This is a genomic window from Pedobacter sp. GQ55, assembly GCF_059758925.1.
In genome coordinates this window covers 21,507-40,870 of record NZ_JCAXEI010000005.1, presented here as the reverse complement: position 1 = coordinate 40,870, position 19,364 = coordinate 21,507, and the positions used below count along the sequence as shown (strand labels likewise).

Sequence of the window (19,364 nt, the reverse complement as noted above, 5' to 3'; positions counted from 1 at the left end):
CTCTATCTTAAGAATATATAAGTCATTTCCTCAAAAATCTCAAACTTACTTACAAACATCACAATGCAATAAGCTACAATTACGGCCCAAAGTACAAACCTATTAATCCGCGTAAAAAACAGCGCCGGTAAAAGGATGTGCTCCGTATTAGAGAAGTAAGTTGCCAACCTTGCCGCAACGATAGCAAAGTGGTTAAAAGCACTTAGCCAGAAAACACCAAAAACAAAACAAAGCAGAAAAACATCAAAATGAGCTACTCTTTCTTCAATTTCTTTCCTATAATAAATCAGAAAACAAAATAAAATCAGGTTCTTGACTAAAACGATATTCAATAATCCCAGAGAAGCAAAATATTCAGGATCCTCTAGGTAGATTGTTACCGCAGGTATATTGAGAAATCTTGTGATCAGATATTGTATTACGCCTGCATTAAGTATTATTCCGAGAACAAACCCAAAGGCCACAAGATATTTAACGGACGACTTATGCTTTAGATAGTAAGGGTAAGCGATGTATAGTGGAATAAGGATTAATACCCCGGCATGTATTAAAGCAGCAGAAACCAGGATCAGCAAAAACGGCAAAAATCGTCGCCTTTCAATATAAGGGAGCGCATAAAGTGACATAGAAGCCGCCAACCCCGCCCTGATCTGCATCATATCTCTTAACAAAAAGACATGAGAGAAGTAAATTAAAACGGCCACCAGAAAATATGGCGAGTATTTTCTGAAAAAATTGAGACTCAGAAAGACACTTGAAAAAGACATGATCAGAAATAGGCCTACAGTTCCTATCCCAACTGTTTTACAGATCCTGTTAATTAACAGGTAGCCTGGCTCTCCATGTATATCAGTAGTATCAAATTCAGTAAAGAGCTTACTTGATGACTCGTAGGTGTCTACATAATTGTAATAATCCCTGTCGCCATACCTGAGTCCAGCAATGGTTGCCAGCAAAATACCAATAAATATGAGGATAACAACCCTTATTGTTAATGTATTTTTAACCAGATCCAAAAAGGAAACGGCTATTAAAAAAACAAAAACAATGGACAGGATTAGCATACAATTAATTCTTTTAGCTTTTTGCTTAATGAAGTGATATAAACCTCGTCATTATAATAGCTGTCGGATAGCTTCGCATATTCTTCATAAAGCGGTTGCGGTAAGACCTGAACACCGCTCTCAAAATTAATGATCTGCTGCACTTTTTCTTCCAATGAAAGCTCAGGATTAATCTTAATCGCTCCATTGTCTGTGAAAGGAAGATGCGCCTTAAAGGCTTCAATTACATTTGAAAAAACCGGAATTACACCAAGTGCAAGATAAGAATTCATCTTTGTTGGTGTAGCAACCTTGTTTACGATATGTGGCTCACGGATCAGAAATCCATATTTATATTTACTGAGTTCCGCGTCAAGCTGAGCCAATGCACAAAAACGCACTTCGCAATTTCTGATCTCATATTTCTTTAACAGCTTCATTGCCTTTTCCTGATCTGCGGTAAGCAGTGTAAGGCTAGCCTCCGGAATCGCGGCTTCAACACCTTTATAAATCTGCAATGTTTCATCGATACATTGCCAGGCAGCAAGACTCCCGGCATAGACAAAAGATGGAGTGCTATATTTTTTATGGATAAAAAAAGTTTCTTTATTGAGCTGCTTATTGTAGCATGGAATGACCAGATCATACTTTCCATTATATCCATACTTACTGATGTAATGTTGCCTCATTGCTTCAGAAACAAAGAGGTTTAGGTTGGCTTTTGAAAGTGTATGGCGCTCAAGAAACTCCCAAAGCACTTTTCTCCAGCTTGAGTTAAACATCATCATTGCCTCTTCGGGAACAATCCCCTGAAACCAATTGATTTGTTTATGCCCAGGCTTTAACAGCTTTACCTTCAGAAAATCCTTAGCTTCTATAGTAACAACAACATCATTGCCCAGGATCTGCTTTACACTAAAGATTCGCTCACTCTGGTATCCGGCTGTGTGAATTGCCCTTTCTATTAAACCGATATAGAAATCTGTAGCCTCGTTAACAGATCTTTCTGTAAGAAAAAACTTAAACTTCATGAGCTCCTATAATTTTCAATATCAGTTTTGAGGTAAGGCCGTCTCCATAAGGATTATGCGCCCTGGTCATCTCTTCATATTTCATTTGATCGGTAAGCAATGCAGTAGTTTGATCTAGAATATGCTGTTCATCTGTACCTACTAAAACAACTGTACCTGCTTCAACAGCCTCTGGTCGCTCTGTAGTTTTTCTCATTACCAATACCGGTTTTCCTAACGAGGGCGCTTCTTCCTGTACCCCTCCACTATCGGTAATGATCAGTTTAGACTGCTTCATCAGCCATACAAATGCGGGATATGCCAAAGGATTAATGAGTTTAATATTTTCTACATCACCTAAAATTTTATAAACGGTATCCTGAACATTAGGATTTAAGTGTACCGGATAGATAATCTGAACATTGTGTTTTAAGGCAATTGCCTTAAGTGCATTGCAGATTTGAACAAAGCCATCTCCAAAATTCTCTCTTCTATGCCCGGTAACCAGGATCAGTTCCCTGTTGCCATCTAAAATACCTTTTAGCGCTTCTATTTCTTTATCCTTTATCTGGTCTACCCGTTCTTTAGCAAAAAGTAACGCATCAATTACGGTATTTCCGGTTACAAAAATCTGATCGGCCTTAACTCCTTCTTTTAAAAGATTCTCTCTGGCTTTTGATGTTGGTGCAAAATGAAGATCAGTGATCCGCCCGGTGATCTGCCTGTTCATTTCTTCAGGAAAAGGAGAATGTTTATTAAAAGTTCGTAACCCGGCCTCTACATGACAAACCTTAGTACCCGCATAAAAAGCAGCCATGGCTGCTGCCATAGAAGTTGTGGTATCGCCATGAACAAAAACATAATCCGGACGAAAAGCTTCCAGAATTGGCTTTAATCCGAGCAGCACATCCGCTGTAAGCTGAGAAAGGCTCTGTCCCGGTTTCATCAGATCAAGATCGTAATCGGGTGCAATTTCAAAAAACGAAAGCACCTGATCAAGCATTTCCCTATGTTGGGCAGTAACACAAACCTTAGTATCATATAATTGAGGATATTTTAGAAATTCCTGAATTAGGGGCGCCATTTTAATAGCCTCGGGGCGTGTGCCAAATACAATTAATATTCTCTTCATAATTTATCCTGCGTTCTGACAATTCTGGCTGTTTTTAAATATTCCATTTTGCCAAAACTTACCAAGTATTGCGCCATTGCTTTTAGATAGTAGATTACATTCATCGAAAACTCATGAAATCTGCCATAGCATTTTCTAAAATACAAACTGCGGCTCCTTGTATAAATTTTAATTTTATCAAAATTAAGCTGATTTGTTTGTGATGCACCTTCGAGATGCACAATTCTTGCCAAAGGAAGCAGGAAGCACTTAAATCCTGCCTTTTTTATGCGGTAAGAAAGTTCAGTTTCTTCAAAATAAAGAAAAAAATCGGGATCAAATACACCAGTCCGGTCAAGAACTGATTTTCTAATGAACATATCTGCCCCTGAAATATAATCAACGGCTTTCACCAGATCATCTGTATTCACAACACCGCTGCTAATATGGCGGTCAAAATAAGATTTATAAAGGTGGTAAAAGCCCAAAACAGAAAAGGCCTCAGCTAATGAAGGGAAATTTCCGTAAGAAACTTGCTTTTCCCCATTGGGTTTGAGCAAATCTCCGCCACAACATCCTACATTTTGCCCCATTGGGCCTTCCATAAATTCCCAAAAAATAGATACGGCATCATTTAACAACCAGGTATCAGAGTTTAAGAGGAACAAATATTTGCCCTTCGCAATGTTGATGCCTTTATTATTAGCGCGACCGAAGCCCTCATTCTGTTCATTAAATATAAAGGTTGCCTGCTCAAATTCGGACTGCAAACTTTCTATTGATCTGTCTGATGAGGCATTATCTATTATAATAAGCTCATAACTGTTTTGTTTTGTATGGTCGATTACAGATTGAAGACATTGCCTCATCATCTCTGTTGTATTATAGTTTATGATAATTATCGATACGTCCATAATAAACTAAAATAGGTAATGTGCTATTCTTTTACATATTTCAGGCCAGTAAAAGTTCCTATAAGCGTTGTCTTGAATCTGTAAACATGCCTGGCTCATTTTTTCATCATTGGCTACAGCCGATGTTAAAGATTTTGCCAACCCACTTGCATCATCAATCGGGAACAACAGACCATTACAGTCTTCATCTACAACATCTTTACTTGCGGGTAAATCAGTGGAAACAATGAAGCAGCCCCCCTTAAGCGCTTCGGGAAACACAAGGGGGAAACCCTCCCACCGGGAAGTAAGCACAAAGATCCTGGCCTTTCTATATTTAGACTGCAATACCTCGCGATCATTTATTTCCCCTAAAAAAGTCACTTGTGCTTTTAGCCAGGGATATTTATTAAAATAATCATCAATGAAAGTATGAAAAGCAGGCTCGATTGGGCCAATGATTTCGAGTTTCCAATTCTTATCAGATAAAGCGAATAAACGAAATCCTTCGCATAAAACCTCAGTTGCTTTTTGGGTAGTACCAATCCTGCCCACGGTAATCATGAGATTCTCTTTTTCTTCTGTTCCGATATACGCTTTTAAACCATTATCATAAAACCCATTTGGGCAGTATTCTACCTTTCTGCCAAGCGTATTATGATCATTTAGTATTTGCTGGTACGCTTTTGTTTCGACAGTAATCAGGTCTGTATTTTTCAAAATGGATAGGGCAATCTTCTTCTTAATTCCCGAAGGACTAAAACTAAGCACAGAGCTATCTGCATCAAGTTTCAAATAGGTTTTCCCACTATTGGTTTTTAACAGTTTGAATAACCACAACCAGATCATCGATGTGATTTTTAGGTGGTATACCTGCAACACATCGTATTTCCTGAAGTTAAACAACAGAAAAAGGGAAACATCAAATAACCGGTTATTAAAAATCCGTTTGATGACTAAATGTTTGAGCCCCTGTACTTCGTTCTGCAAGTAAGCGTAATCTCCATTTTGGTAACTGGCTAAAGTAGCATCAAAGCCAAGCTCCTTGTGCAGGATAAAGGGAATCATACCTACATCTTTGATCAGATGAACGTTCTGTGCCAGCGGAAAAATGGTTAAAAATCTTTTCATTTCAGCAGCCCCATAATTTTATGAAAGGAACGGGAAATGATGGAACGCTCGTCCAGTTTCAGTACAAACATTAACATTATGGTTAAAGTAACCAGCAGTGTAAGGTTTAACAGCACTGTACTTACCGGCAATTCAAAAACAAAAACAAACCGGTTGAACAGGTACATAGACGAGGCGATAAACACCAGTATAGCCATATACTTTAAAGTGATGCCCGCAAGCGCCCTTCTTTTGTAGGGGAATTTGCCAAACATAAAAAATGCTGCAATAATGTGCGACAGGAATAATGATAACGGGAATATATATATCCCCAGGATCTTATTAAAAAACACATTCGCCAAAATCATGATCACCTGGGCAATAATACCATAAAAAGCATAGGTTTTACCTCTTTTTGAAGAGATGAGTGCAATGCCGAGGATCAGGTAAAGGAATACAGCGATTGCTGCCCAGCTATAAAACATAGTAAGCAAACTGATCTGATTGAGCACATCGGCACCAATGTTTCCCTTTTGGTAAAGGATAGCGACAAATGCATGTGGACATGCTGTACACATTGCTACGAGCGCCATCACGATCAAAAACCCAAGCTGGTAGATCTGCTTGAATTCAAAGAAAAAACCGTCTGTATTTTTTTTAACAAACGCCAGGGAAAGCCCCGGAACCAGCATGGTAGTAAACACACTGGAGAGTATTTGCATTGGCATATCAGTAAACTTGCGTGCATAATCTATTACCGAAACAAGGCCTATACCAATAGAGCTGGTAATAGATTTTTCGATGACTAACCCGATCTGCCCGATAAAATAAGGAAAAAAGAAAGGGAGTGCAAACAGTAAAAAGGGTTTTATATCGGCCCATTTAAATTTGCTCATTTTCTTATACAGCCTCAGCTTGAATTTATTGAGCTGGATAAGCAGCAAAATCAACAATAGAATAAGGCTTAAATAATAGGCATAAACCAAAGAAAGTATCCCCACCACGGGTGCCAGAAAAATGATCATAAACAGGCTGATCAATCCGGAAAAAAAGTTCGCGATTTCGGGTATGTAAATAGAGTCATAAGCATTTAAAACACTTATAAATATTTGTGTGAGCTGATTAAATAAAAATGTTGGGGCAACAATCCTGATCATAAAAAGTAATGACACCAATTGTTCTCCTTTATAAGATGGGGCTATTATTTTGGCCAGGGGTTCAGGAAAGATCACTATTGCCATTACCAGAAAAATGGTAACCAGGTTAATAAACAAGAGAAGAGACCTTGTTTTACTTAAGGCTGCGACTTCTCCTTCTTCTTCTTTAAAAAATATAAATCTGGCCCGAAAGGTTTCATTGAGTGGCCCCCAGATGGCCATATCCAAAACCAGGATACAATTTAAGGTAAGCAGCCAGATGTCTCTCTGGAGAGATACCCCAAAATATTTGGCAGAAAGTGATAAGGTCAAAATGGAAATACCCACTTTTAGCAATCGGAGTATGAACAGTACTGATGCTTTTCTTTTCAATTTGCCTTTAGCGATTTACTCTAGTAATGATTTAAAAACAAACTTTGCACAATAAACAAATACCGCTAAAAATCCTGCCAGCAGCCCGCCTATAATTACCCCAAGTACTTTACCCATCGCATTTTTGGTTAAGGGTAAAACCGGAGCATCGATGATCTGAATTAATGGGCGGTTGTTTCGGGAACTTACTTTTGAGATCTCCAGATTTTTAACCAATTCTTCCAATATTGCAGTATTTGCTTTTACATCTATTTGTTTATTTTGACCGGGAACTTTAAGGATTTGCCTGGCAGGGTTTGCATTCGGAATGGCGTCGTTAGAGCTAGCTACTCCTGAAATTGCCTTTCTTAACTCCGCCTTTACTGAATCTGTTTGTTTCTGTAAAATCCTTAGGTTTTCGGTTGATTTTTTGGTTTTGGTATCGGTATAAAAACCGTTAACTTCTTTAACCAGTGTTTCTGTAAATTTCTTTGCAAAACCCTCGTCTTTCGCCTCTACTTCAACTTTAATGATGTTAAGCTTTTTATCAGGTTTGGTAACCTCAAGCATCTTTTTGTTGATGGTTTTAACTGCATCGGTTAAAATGGAATCATGCTGAACAGTGAATTGATCGGCAGGCACATGAAAATTGATGTTTTTTAATTTAGGGTTCTTTGTCCAGTTTGCCCTAAGGTTATTAAAAGCAATATATCTATCAATCAGGAGGTCTTTATCGTCAAAACTTCCCAGAAGGGATTTTGCAATAATCGATCTTGATTTATACAACTCGATAATATTGTCTCCTTTAAAGATCCCTCCGCCAGAAGCCCCACCCAGATCTATACCTACCATGGATGCAAGCCCTGCATACTGACCTAATGCACCTCCCATTCCTTCTCCATCTTCCAATACAAAGGTTAATGTAGCGGTATAGGTAGGTTTCTTATATATGGAATAAGTTAATCCTAAAACTGCACCGATAATTCCAACAATAAAAATCACTTTCCATTTCTGGAAAATATACCTAAACATTGCATTCAGCGTATCAATAATTTCTCTCAAAGAAGTTTGCTCCTGCATTGGCTTTTAAAATTATTATTTGATAAGTGAGATTACAATTGCGGCAAGAGAAGCCAACCCTGTGGTTAAACCAACTATGGTTTGAAGGTTCATTTTCTCGCGCTCTGCTCTTTTTGGAACAAAAATCTCTGCTCCCGGTTTAATCACCGGATAGTTGTTAAAGAACAGGAATTTTTTAGCTGCAGCAACAGATCCGTTGGAATACACTACGTAGGCCCCCTTTTTATATGCACTGTAACTAAAACCACCCGAACCATCAATATAGCTGCTAAAGCTTCTTCCCGGAACGTATATGATGCTGTTAGGCTTTAACACCTCTCCGGTTACCCTTACTGTTTGTAATTGCTTAGGTACACGGATCACATCGCCATCTTCAAGAATCAGGTCATGTCTTGATTGTGGTTTTTTTAGAATTCTCTCGAGGTCTATTCCAACAAGATCACTTCTTAAAACCTTCAATTCACTATCAATGGGCCCGGTATCTTTAGCCCCATCCTGTTTCAGGCGCTGAAGGTTTAACAATTTTATTCTCTCCTCTTCCTGCACATCAGCACTGTTGCCTGAAGGATAATTACCCCCGGTACGCTTAAGTGATGCACCCTCAACATAGGCTAGTGGACTTAACCCTCCGGCTCTTTTGATCAGATCGGAAATCCTTTCGTCTTTTTTAGTAATGGTATAGGTTGCCGGATAAAGTACTTCGCCCTCAATACGAACTTGTTTTTGTACCTGATAACCTTCGGAGCTACGAATAGATACGATATCAAAAGGTTTTAATACAAACCCCGTGTCCTGAATCTTCAGATTTCCATCAACATTAACGGTAAAAACTTCGGCTGTTTGTGCCGATACAGAAGTAGCATCGCTATTTTTTATTCTTCTGGAAATTTCAACACGACTAGGTGTAGCTCCTTCTTTGAAACCACCTGCCATCTGGATCAATGCTTCCAAACTCATGTTGTCTGCATAATCAAATGTCCCCGGTTCCCTAACTTCGCCCTGAATGGTTACTTTATACTCTTCTCTCAAATCAAAAATAGAAGAGATGGTGATCTTATCTTCTCTTAACAAGGGAACATCAGGCTGTGTTCCATCCAATATTTTTGCTACATCAAACGATAGCAAAGCAAAGGAATTGTCGGCATTTAGCCTTGATATGTAGCCGCGGTTTAAAAAAGCATCCTCTTTTATCCCGTCGGCCTTGGTGATTAGCCCACTTAAGGTCAGGCCTTTATCTAATTCATAAATACCAGGGCGAAACACCGCACCTCTTATTTCTACACGATTCTCAAAACGATTAAGAATCCTTTCCACAACATATCTGTCTCCATTTAATGGATAATAAGTACTAAAATCATTCGCTTTAACGTCTACAATCTTACGTTCCTTATTGGTGTTCTGGAATACCTGAATTTTTGCGGTATAAGCCTGATCAGAGAAGCCTCCGGCAAAATTAATTACCTCCTGTAATGGCTCTGTGTTTAATACCTCAAAGAGTGCCGGTCTTTTTACTTCACCTGCAATTTCAACCCTGCTCTGGTATACCGGAACATTGATCACATCCTGATCTTGCAGGCGAATGTTGCCTGTTTGAATACCTTTTAACAGGAAGCTATAGATATCTATAGTTGATATTACTTTATTATTTCTGATGACCTGTATTTTACGAAACGATCCATTCTCATTAGGCCCGCCAGAAGCATAAAGCAGATTGAATACCGATGATAAAGATGATAAGGTATAAGTTCCAGGCTTTACAACTTCGCCTAATACGGAAACTCTTATACTTTTTATATTACCCAGATTAATTGAGACATTGGTTCTGCCGCTCTTTATTGCAGGATAAGTGCGTGATAAGGAAGATCTTATTTTAGCTGTAGCCTGTTCAATTGAAAGCCCACCGACAGCAATTAATCCGACATATTGCATCCTTATATTTCCATCAGGACTTACACTTAACTTGTAAGAAGCTTCATTATCTCCGGTGATGTCGATTATCAATTCATCATCAGGGCCTATTACGTATCCCTTTGGAGTTGCCATTCTTAAATTCGGTTCAAATGTAAGGCCACTATTACTGAACAGCTTACTTCCGAATATTTCGGGCTTAACGCTACTATTTGCCATGATTTTTCCGGGATCCGGTTTCTTTGTCCTGGCGGTATCAACCGGAGTGTATTCTCTTTTGGTGGACGGATCGACAGGCGGAGGTGCGGCTTCCTGACTAGTTGCACCCTGATTCCTGATATTCTCAACCCTGATTTTCAGCTTTTTAATTTCCTCATCCTTCATCCCCTGAGCTGCAGCGAGCTGCTCAAGCTGCGCATCATCATATCCGATGGATTCTGCACGTTTCATCAACTCTTTGATTTGCGCATCGGTAAGGTCATCGACCTTAATACTAGCATAGTCTATCTCCTGAGAGAACGCAGATATGGAAATGAGCGTGGCAAAGAAAAATAAAAATGCCGTAAATATTTTTTTAAACTTCATAGGTAGTGGTAGAGTATGAAATAATATTATTCGAAATAATTTAGGGTTTTATATCCACCCTGTTTTAAATATTCATCCTTTTTCATTAAATGTAAATCTGAATGGACCATGTCGTTAACCAATGCCGGCAGATCGTATTTTGGGATCCACCCTAATTTAGTATTTGCCTTTGTTGGATCACCAAGCAACAGATCAACTTCCGTTGGTCTGAAATATTTCTCATCCACCTGTACAACAACTGTTCCCGGTTTCAGGTATTTATCATTCAATCCTAATTTAGCTACCAGTTCTTCATCTACATCTATAATCACACCTCGCTCATACTGATCTTTACCGCTAAATTCTACTTCAATACCAAGTTCAGCAAAGCTCATTTTCACAAAATCCCTTACCGTTGTTGTTTTTCCTGTGGCGATAACAAAATCCTCCGGTTTCTCCTGCTGAAGGATTAACCACATCGCCTCAATATAATCTTTGGCATGTCCCCAGTCTCTCTGTGCTGAAAGGTTTCCTAAATATAAACAATTCTGAAGACCAAGGGCTATTTTACAAGTGGCACGTGTAATTTTACGGGTTACAAAGGTTTCGCCCCTTACCGGGCTTTCATGATTAAACAAAATGCCATTGCAGGCAAACATATCATAGGCCTCTCTGTAGTTAACAGTAATCCAGTAAGCATACATTTTTGCTGCCGCATAAGGTGATCTTGGATAAAAAGGAGTGGTTTCACTTTGTGGAACTGCCTGAACCAATCCGTATAATTCGGAAGTAGAGGCCTGATAAATCTTAGTTTTTTTGGTAAGACCTAATATCCGAACGGCTTCTAATAACCTAAGTGTTCCGATTCCATCGGCATTCGCTGTATATTCAGGTGTTTCAAAGCTCACTTTAACATGGCTCATTGCCGCGAGGTTATAAATCTCATCGGGCTGAACTTCCTGAACGATGCGAATTAAATTGGTTGAATCGGTCAAATCACCATAGTGTAATTTGAAATTTACATTATTTTCGTGTTGATCCTGATAAAGATGATCTATACGCTCTGTATTAAATGATGATGAGCGTCTTTTTAATCCATGCACAAAGTATCCTTTTTTTAGCAGAAATTCTGCTAGATAGGCTCCATCCTGTCCTGTAACTCCTGTAATTAACGCAACTTTCATTAGAATATACTTTAAAAAAATATGGTTGCAAACATACTGAATTATTTGCTTTGTGCTATCTGATGTTACCCAGATAAAACTGAACCCCTACAGAAACAGGATTAAGCAAAAATTCTGTTTTATTGAATTTATTCAGTGTCCGCTCATTTCCTATGCTGTTTGAAATAAACTCCTGACGTTCATAAGAATAAAAGAAATCAAGGTTTCCTTCGGCAAAAAAGGAAAGTTGCCTGGCAACATTAATCTTTAAACCAAGAACCGGAGAAATTACTGCACCCTTTTTTGTTGCTTCTATTTTTTGATCAGTCAGGTCGCCATCAAATTTGTTGGAACGGTACCCTAAGTCTAAGGCAAAATACGGTTGGATCCTCGAATAGTTGAAGCTTTTTTCGAACCCAATCTTAAAAGAATAATCTGTGAGTTTACCGTTGACCTCACCGCAGGTTTCGCAGTTGTTAAAGAAGCGTTTCGATTTGTTATAAAAAGACCCGTTTATCCGGTAACTAATCTGGTTATCGTTAAATTTAACCATTATCCCGTTCAACGGGGCATCTGTAAAATTATCAGAACTAGTTTCATTTAATATTCGCGGCATTTGCATCATTGTGTATCCGCGAATGGCAATACTATAATTATAATCGCCATTCATTTGCGAAAATGCAGTAACGGTGGTCAGCAAGAATAGAACTAGTAGTAAAGCTTTTTTCATATATACAATTAGATTATTCCTTATCAAAGGTAAAACAATAATATCATTTACATTAAATAAAATTATAGCGGATGAATACTTGATGGGCCTGTACGGGAACACAACAAAAACAGCCCTGGTATACCAAAGCTGTTTTACGATTATTACCCCTAAATCACAGCGCGCTACATTCGCTTTGTTTTAACTTTAAAATGGAAAGTTCCGGTTACCAATTTTTTATTGCTTTCGTTATTTGACTCAGATGTATTCATACTGTAACGGCATTTTATCTGAAATTGAGCATAATTATCATTAACCCCAATATACTTGATCTCCAAAACTTCATTATAAGAATCGGAACCGGACTCTGCAAGACTCACTAATTTTGTTGTTGAGCTTGCGATTATTGGAAGAGTTTGTGAGAACTCAAAGGGTTTTGTATTAGCTCCTGCTCTTGTGATCCCATGCTTTTTAATATTGGAAGCTCTTACCATTACAGAACTATCCCGGGGAAATGAAAAATAGAATGTCTCATTTGTTGAAGCAGATGTAGCTGATACATATGAAGTGGAATCATTTAACCCGATTGGGTCAAGATCAAGATGTGTACAATCAATCTTGCTTTCCCAATCGGGCGTTTTAAATGCCAGATGTAAAGTGTTATCAACTACAGCACCATTACTACCGATTACAATGCCTTTTCCAGGTTCCCTGTCATCATCTGAAGGGTCATTACTATCTCTTTCGCAGGCAATAAAGCTTACCGGGAGTAGAACAAGTAATATTAATTTACTGAGCGTTTTCATGAGCAATCAAATTTAGGCACCTTAACTGAATCGAAAATCCGGAAGATTTACTCAAAGGAAAAATAAAGCACCTAAACTTGCAATACCCATAATTAGGTATTTATAGAATTTCTACTTTGCAGTAGCTTTTTCACTCACCCACACATATCTATTCGTGGTGCATTTTGGGCACCAGTAAATCCTAATGGGTAGAAACCCCAATAGGTGTCTTAAAATAAATCCGCGTGGCACCTGGTAATGAAAATCGGTGTTACACTTCTTGCATTGATGATCTTGATAACTCATTCAGTAGAGAATTAATTTAATTTTTTTCTTGGGCGACAAATCTAGGCCAAAATCCGTTATAAACAAATCGGTTCACCGATTTGTTACTTAGAAAAGACAAAAACTTTGCCATAATGCAATTAATGTGCATTAAAGGAAACATAAGCTTCTAATTTGGGGAAAAATTCCCCAAATAGTTGTGTTTTAGGGCAATAATCAATTAGTCGATAGAACATATAGTTAATAATCTTTCTTTGGGGATATGGAAAAGTAAGTAAGGCGCGGGTAATAAAGCGGCTGCTTTAAGAGAGAACGACTGTTACTTTTTAAACCATTGCTTTATTTTCTTAGAGTTTCTATCGGCAACCAGATACATACATGGAACCAATACCAAGGTTAAGAAAGTGGCAAAACTTAAACCGAAGATAATGGTCCATGATAGTGGCCCCCAGAACGCTACGTTATCACCTCCAAAATAAAGGTGTGGGTTAAACTCAGTAAATAAAGTCACGAAATCAAGGTTCAAACCTACGGCCAGCGGAATAAGTCCAAGCATAGTTGCTGTAGCAGTAAGCAATACCGGAGTCATTCGGGTACGGCCTGCTTCGATAACAGCCTCTCTTACCTCCATCCCCTGACTAACCATCAGGTCCGCAAATTCGACCAGCAGAATCCCATTCCGGACTACGATTCCCGCCAGGGCGACAATTCCCAGTCCCGTCATTACAATAGACAACTCCATTCCGAAGATGGTAACGCCCAGTAATACCCCGATAATACTAAACAGGATCTCACTTAGAATAACAATCGGCTTACTAATGGAATTAAACTGCAGTACCAGGATAATGAGAATAATAAACAAAGCACTGACTAAGGCTGTGCCTAAAAATGCAGCTGTTTCCATTTGTTCTTCCTGTTCACCGGCCATTTTTATTTCAATTCCGGCAGGTGCTTTAAATTCATTTATATCCCGCTGAATATTGGCCACAACCTCATTCGCATTATACTCTGAAAGCACGTTTGAGGAAAGAATTATGATCCTTTTTTGCTGCTTACGTTTGATCCCGCCGTAAGTATTGATATAATCTATATTTGCAAAAGATGATATAGGTACTTGCCTGATAATGCCATTCATTGCCATATCACGGTAGGTAACTTTCATGTTTCGTAAGGCTTCGAGGTTGTTCCTTTGATCTTCCCTTGCCCGGACATTGATCTCATAATCTTCATTGATGTCCCTATATTTTGAAACTTCCTTACCATAAAGTGCGGTACGCAATGCCATACCAACCTGACCGGTTGAGATCCCTTCACGGTTAGCCCGCTCCCGATCTATATCAAAAATGATCTCGGGCTTATTATTTTGAAAATCAGATTTAAGCTCCTCCACCCCGGCAATTTGCCTGCTATCCAGGTATTTTTTTAAGCGATCGGAAGTAACAGCAATAGAATCCAGGTCATCACCCGTAATCTCTATACTGATTGGTTTTGCGGTTGGCGGCCCTCCCTGTTCCTGAGCTACCGAGATTTGTGCACCTGGGATCCCTTTTACGGCCTCACGGATCTTGCCGAGGTAATTTACAGTGCGCTCTCCTGTTCTTTTACCATAGGCCACAAAGGCTACCGTCACTTTGCCCTTGTTGGTATACTCGCCCTGATCTTCGCCTTGCGGGTCGGTAACGCCTACGGTTACATTGGAGATAATTGAGGATACATCTGGATTCTTTTGGCCGACTACCTTTTCCACCCGCTGCTCAACCTTTTCGACTATCTTGTTGGTATAAGCCTGATCTGTACCTACCGGCAATTCAATATAGACGTAGACAAAGTTTGGATCGGCAGTAGGGAAAAACACTACTCTTGGAGGTACGATATTTACCAGAATCATGGTAAAGAAAAACAAAGCTACAGTGCTCCAGATCATGGTACGCGGACGTTTAAGCGCCCAGGTAAGTAAACTATGATACTTATTTATTGCTTTTGGCCATACTACCGTCTGGAATTTCTTGATTACTCCTGTTAAGAAGAAGTGATTTAGCAGATACAATAGCGCAAGTAATATGATAAAGTTACCGAATCCGACATTGATGAGGTAACCCAACAAGGCCATTCCGGCAAATACAAGGAGTGTCCGTTTTACTTTTCTATCGAACCTTGGCTTCTGGTCTTCATGATCATCGTGTGGTTTCATAAAGTCGACCGCAAAAACCGGATTAATAATGTACGCGACTACCAATGAAGCCGAAAGCGTTACAATAAGTGTTACCGGCAGGAAATACATGAATTCACCAATGATTCCGGGCCAGAATAGCAGCGGAAAGAATGGTGCAAGGGTGGTTAGAGTTCCGGAAAACACGGGCATAAAAACCTCACCAGTAGCTGTTTTAGCTGCCTGTACAACAGGAACCTTTCCGTTATCAAAAATCCGGTGCGTATTCTCAACCACCACAATGGCATCATCCACCACAATACCCAATCCGAGCAGGAAGGAGAACAGCACCATCATGTTCATGGTGAAATTGAAGTCGAACACTCCTCCCAGGACGGGCATGGAGAGGAAGGCGATGAACATGGAAAGCGGGACGGACAAAGCGACAAACAGCGCATTGGTGACACCCATAAAGAACATCAGGATCAATGTAACTAGGATAAAGCCGATGATGATGGTATTGATCAGATCATGCAGGGTAATTCTGGTCTGATCAGATTGGTCGCCGGTAATGGTAATATCCAGTTTAGAAGGCAGCAAAGTGCCTTTCATTTCCTTTAACATTGCATTGATTTTATCGGATGCCTCGATCAGGTTTTCGCCGCTACGCTTGCGTACATTTAAAGTAATTACATTTTTTCCGTATAGGCGCGCGTAGCTGTTTTGCTCTTTAAATGAGTCTTTTACTTCAGCAATATCCTTTAAGTAAACGGAACCTCCTGCCTGCGATTTGACAATCATATTGCCTAATTCCTCGGCATTTACGAATTCCTTTTTCACATTTAAGGTGCGCTGCATCCCGTCCATTTTTACTGAACCTCCTGATATGGTCAGGTTTTCGGCTTTTACTGAATTTCCGATATCGTCAAATGAGATTTGCGCTGATTCCATTTTACGGAGATCTACGTTGATCTGGATTTCCGGTTCAAGAGCACCCACAATATCTACTCCGGCAATTTCTTTAAGTCCCTCTACCCTGTCTTCAATATCATCGGCGTACTCCTTTAGCTTTTTCAGGTCATAATCTCCGGAGATGTTGATGTACATAATAGGAAGGTCTGAGAGGTTGATGTCCATAATTACAGGATCATCCGGTAAATCTGAGGGCAGGTCTGTTTTAGCCTTATCAACGGCATCCTTAACCCGCTGTTTTGCATCTTTTATATCAACCCCGGTATTAAACTCTGCAGTGATAAATGAGAAGTCCTGAAAGGAGTTTGAGGTGATCTTTTTTAACCCTAGTGTACCCCTTATTTCCTTTTCAAGCTGCTTTGTAATCAGGTTCTCCATATTTGCAGGCGAGGTTCCCGGATATATGGTTTGCACGAATATTTTAGGAATTACAACTTCCGGAAAATTCTCTTTTGGCAAACTGTTGTAGGAAAAATACCCCGCCAGAATCAGGATACATGTAAACACATATATCGCTGTGCGGTTATCTATAGCCCAACTGGATGGGCCGAATTCTTTATTGACGTCTTTCATATGATCGTAAGATTATCATGAATCTTTATTTATAGTTTTACTGAATCGCCATCATTCAGATCCTGGAATCCTGTGGTGATCACTTTATCGCCAGATTTTAATCCTGATAGTACCTCTGCCTGGCTATTGGATATTTTTCCTGTTTTGATATCTGTTTTTTTGGCCTTGCCGTTTACAGCTACAAAAACATACTCGCCTGCTTCAGATTTTTGGATGGCATTGACAGGTACCGTTAGCGCCTTATCATTTCTATAATCTATAATTTTAAGAATGGCCAGCATATTTGGTCTGTATTTTTTACTGGAAGGAAGCTTAACTTCTACATTAAAGCCCCTTGATATCGGATCAATCACTTTGGCGGCAAATGAGATTTTAGTATGCAGGTTCTCCGGCACATCGGGCAAGGATACCTCAACCTCATCTCCCTGATTTACCCTGGCTGCATAGTTTTCTGAAACAAGCGCTTTCACTTTTAGGCGGCTTGCATTCACAACCCGGATGCCTGTAGGTGTTCCCGGCGCAACGGATTGCCCCAGCTTAAGCTCCATGGCATCCACAGTACCCGAAACAGGGCTTTTGATTTTATTCATTCCGGCCTGAGATTGTAAACCCGACAATTGCTTTTGAAGTCCTTCCTTCTTGCTTTTTTCTGTCAGGTATTGAACCTCGGTGCCAATTTTTTGATCCCAAAGGTTTTTCTGACGATTAAAAACGGTAGTTGCCAGATCCAGCTGTGTTTGTAATTGTGCGATATTTTGGCGCAGCACTTTATCATCAATCTGTGCGAGTACCTGACCGCGGCTCACGTTTTGTCCGACTTTAACATAAATTGCAGTAACGGCACCCGGAGATTCAGGAGTGATCTCGACATTGTCTTCCGCATCCACCTTACCCTGTACTTCAACAAAGTTCCGGAATTCGGTTTCCTTAAGTTCTGTTGCGGTTACATCCTTAATGTCTGCCTGACTTTTATTCTGACCAAGTTCTTTCTCGATCTGTTCAATTTTCCCGTTAAGTGCGGTACGGTCTTTTTTGAGTTGTTCAAGCTCTGCCTTTTTATCCTTAGGTTTTTCTGATGATCCGCAGGAAGCGAGAAAGAGAACTAATGCGATGCTATATATTGTTTTCATGAGTTTATGTTGCTTGGTTAATAGTTAATTTTTCCTGTGGCTTTATCCAGATCCACTTTATTGATGAGCAGGTTATATAAAGCGGTGATGTAGTTGTTTTGCGCTTCCTTTAATGAGGTCTCGGCAGTGGTAACTTCCAGACTGGAGCCTATTCCCTGTTCATATTTGATTCGGGTAACCCTAAGGATCTCATCGGCAAGCTTTAGATTCCTTTCCTGATTTTCCAATGACCGTTGACTATTGGTGTATAGCTTTTGATTGGTAGAGATTTCATTCACGATTCCGTTCTTGAGGTCCTGCATCTGATTTTCGGTCTGCTTTACCACCAGCTTGGCATTTCGCAGCTGATAGATCCGTTGACCACCGTTGATCAGGTTCCATGAAAGCGTAACGCCAATTACAGAGGTAGGATAGTTCTGGTCGTACAGGTTTGAGAAGTTATCGGATTGAAAACTTTTGCTGGCGCTTGCAAAACCTTTTAAGGTAGGCAGGAAAGTACTTTTGTACCTTTTCACATCCAGCAGGTTTAACTTTTTCTGCGTTTCTAAAAGGGAGTACTCAATTCTTGCCTTGTAAGCAGAAGTATCGGCTACGACAACCGAAACAGGTTGTGCACGCACCTCGCTGATCTTATCGACAGGCTCAAGTGTAGCCGTAACCGACATGCCCATCTGAAACTTAAGCAGATCAATATTTACAGATAGCAAGCGTGTAGCATTTTCGCGTTCTGTTTCGAGGTTATTTTTTAACACCAGCAGCCGGTCGGCATCAATTTTTTCCGCAAAACCGTTTTTAAACATCGCCTCAGTATCGTTAAAGGATTTTGTAAGCTGTACCAGATTGGCATCTATAAGCTTTAACTGTTCCTTATTGACCAATACCGAATAGTAGGCTTTTGTAACGGCAACTACAGTTTCAATTTTAGTTCTTGTGCTGGTTCTGACAGACAGCTCCTTATAAGTTTTTGAAGCCTGCAGACCTACAATATAAGTTCCATCGAAAAGGAGCTGATTTAGCTCTATTCCTGCCGAAGAATTATACTTTACACCGAACTTAACCGGAATTTGTGTGCCTGGCTGACCAAAGAATTCACCCGGAAGCAAACTTGTTGGCACCTTAAGGTAATCCTGAAAGTTAAAAGTAGTGGATACTTGCGGCAAGCCGGTACCCACGGTTTTTTTAACATCATTTTTAGCTATTTCTTCATCAATCTGTGCGTTGAGTACGGCCGATTGATGGTTTAGCGCATAATCGATGGCCTCCTTTAGGCTGAACTTATAATTCAGAGAATCAGTTACCTGAGCCTGAACCATTCCGCCGGCAAAAACCAGGAGTAGGATTATGAGATGGATTTTGGTTTTCATAGGTGTT

14 protein-coding genes are annotated in these 19,364 nt (G+C 39.7%); all 14 read right to left on the bottom strand.

The genetic code is table 11. The features are described 5' to 3' along the window. Positions 1–2: 2 nt before the first annotated feature. Positions 3–1,064, bottom strand: a complete 1,062-nt coding sequence (locus AC6CH7_RS14715; protein WP_498263476.1) for an EpsG family protein — start codon at positions 1,062–1,064, stop codon at positions 3–5. After that, the gene (locus AC6CH7_RS14710) at positions 1,058–2,074 is read right to left on the bottom strand and encodes a glycosyltransferase family protein (RefSeq protein ID WP_498263475.1); all 1,017 of its coding nucleotides are present in this window, start codon (positions 2,072–2,074) and stop codon (positions 1,058–1,060) included. Before AC6CH7_RS14710 ends, AC6CH7_RS14715 begins: the two co-directional genes overlap by 7 nt. Continuing rightward, entirely contained in the window at positions 2,064–3,185 is a 1,122-nt protein-coding gene (wecB, locus tag AC6CH7_RS14705) for a non-hydrolyzing UDP-N-acetylglucosamine 2-epimerase (protein ID WP_498263474.1), read from the bottom strand. Before wecB ends, AC6CH7_RS14710 begins: the two co-directional genes overlap by 11 nt. Beyond that, positions 3,182–4,078 carry a glycosyltransferase family 2 protein gene (locus AC6CH7_RS14700; protein WP_498263473.1) on the bottom strand — a complete coding sequence of 299 codons (897 nt, stop codon included), beginning with the start codon at positions 4,076–4,078 and terminating at the stop codon, positions 3,182–3,184. Before AC6CH7_RS14700 ends, wecB begins: the two co-directional genes overlap by 4 nt. Before the next feature lie 6 nt (positions 4,079–4,084). Continuing rightward, positions 4,085–5,188, bottom strand: a complete 1,104-nt coding sequence (locus AC6CH7_RS14695; RefSeq protein WP_498263472.1) for a glycosyltransferase family 4 protein — start codon at positions 5,186–5,188, stop codon at positions 4,085–4,087. Beyond that, positions 5,185–6,696 (bottom strand): lipid II flippase MurJ, encoded by a 1,512-nt coding sequence (locus AC6CH7_RS14690; protein ID WP_498263471.1) that lies wholly within the window; start codon positions 6,694–6,696, stop codon positions 5,185–5,187. The genes AC6CH7_RS14695 and AC6CH7_RS14690 overlap by 4 nt, the downstream gene beginning before the upstream one ends. Before the next feature lie 15 nt (positions 6,697–6,711). Beyond that, entirely contained in the window at positions 6,712–7,755 is a 1,044-nt protein-coding gene (locus tag AC6CH7_RS14685) for a Wzz/FepE/Etk N-terminal domain-containing protein (RefSeq protein WP_498263470.1), read from the bottom strand. A 15-nt stretch (positions 7,756–7,770) separates the two neighbouring features. Next, positions 7,771–10,248 carry an SLBB domain-containing protein gene (locus tag AC6CH7_RS14680; protein ID WP_498263469.1) on the bottom strand — a complete coding sequence of 826 codons (2,478 nt, stop codon included), beginning with the start codon at positions 10,246–10,248 and terminating at the stop codon, positions 7,771–7,773. 26 nt (positions 10,249–10,274) lie between these two features. Further along, entirely contained in the window at positions 10,275–11,411 is a 1,137-nt protein-coding gene (gmd, locus tag AC6CH7_RS14675; protein WP_498263468.1) for a GDP-mannose 4,6-dehydratase, read from the bottom strand. Positions 11,412–11,466: 55 nt separating this feature from the next. Then, complete coding sequence (locus tag AC6CH7_RS14670) at positions 11,467–12,120, bottom strand: hypothetical protein (protein WP_498263467.1); 654 nt, start codon at positions 12,118–12,120, stop codon at positions 11,467–11,469. A gap of 164 nt (positions 12,121–12,284) precedes the next feature. Further along, positions 12,285–12,905 carry a hypothetical protein gene (locus tag AC6CH7_RS14665; RefSeq protein ID WP_498263466.1) on the bottom strand — a complete coding sequence of 207 codons (621 nt, stop codon included), beginning with the start codon at positions 12,903–12,905 and terminating at the stop codon, positions 12,285–12,287. A gap of 583 nt (positions 12,906–13,488) precedes the next feature. Next, positions 13,489–16,863: an efflux RND transporter permease subunit gene (locus AC6CH7_RS14660; RefSeq protein WP_498263465.1), complete on the bottom strand. Its 3,375-nt coding sequence runs from the start codon at positions 16,861–16,863 to the stop codon at positions 13,489–13,491. 29 nt (positions 16,864–16,892) lie between these two features. Next, positions 16,893–17,993 (bottom strand): efflux RND transporter periplasmic adaptor subunit, encoded by a 1,101-nt coding sequence (locus AC6CH7_RS14655; RefSeq protein WP_498263464.1) that lies wholly within the window; start codon positions 17,991–17,993, stop codon positions 16,893–16,895. Between the two features lie 17 nt (positions 17,994–18,010). Further along, the gene (locus tag AC6CH7_RS14650; protein WP_498263463.1) at positions 18,011–19,357 is read right to left on the bottom strand and encodes a TolC family protein; all 1,347 of its coding nucleotides are present in this window, start codon (positions 19,355–19,357) and stop codon (positions 18,011–18,013) included. Positions 19,358–19,364 lie beyond the last annotated feature (7 nt).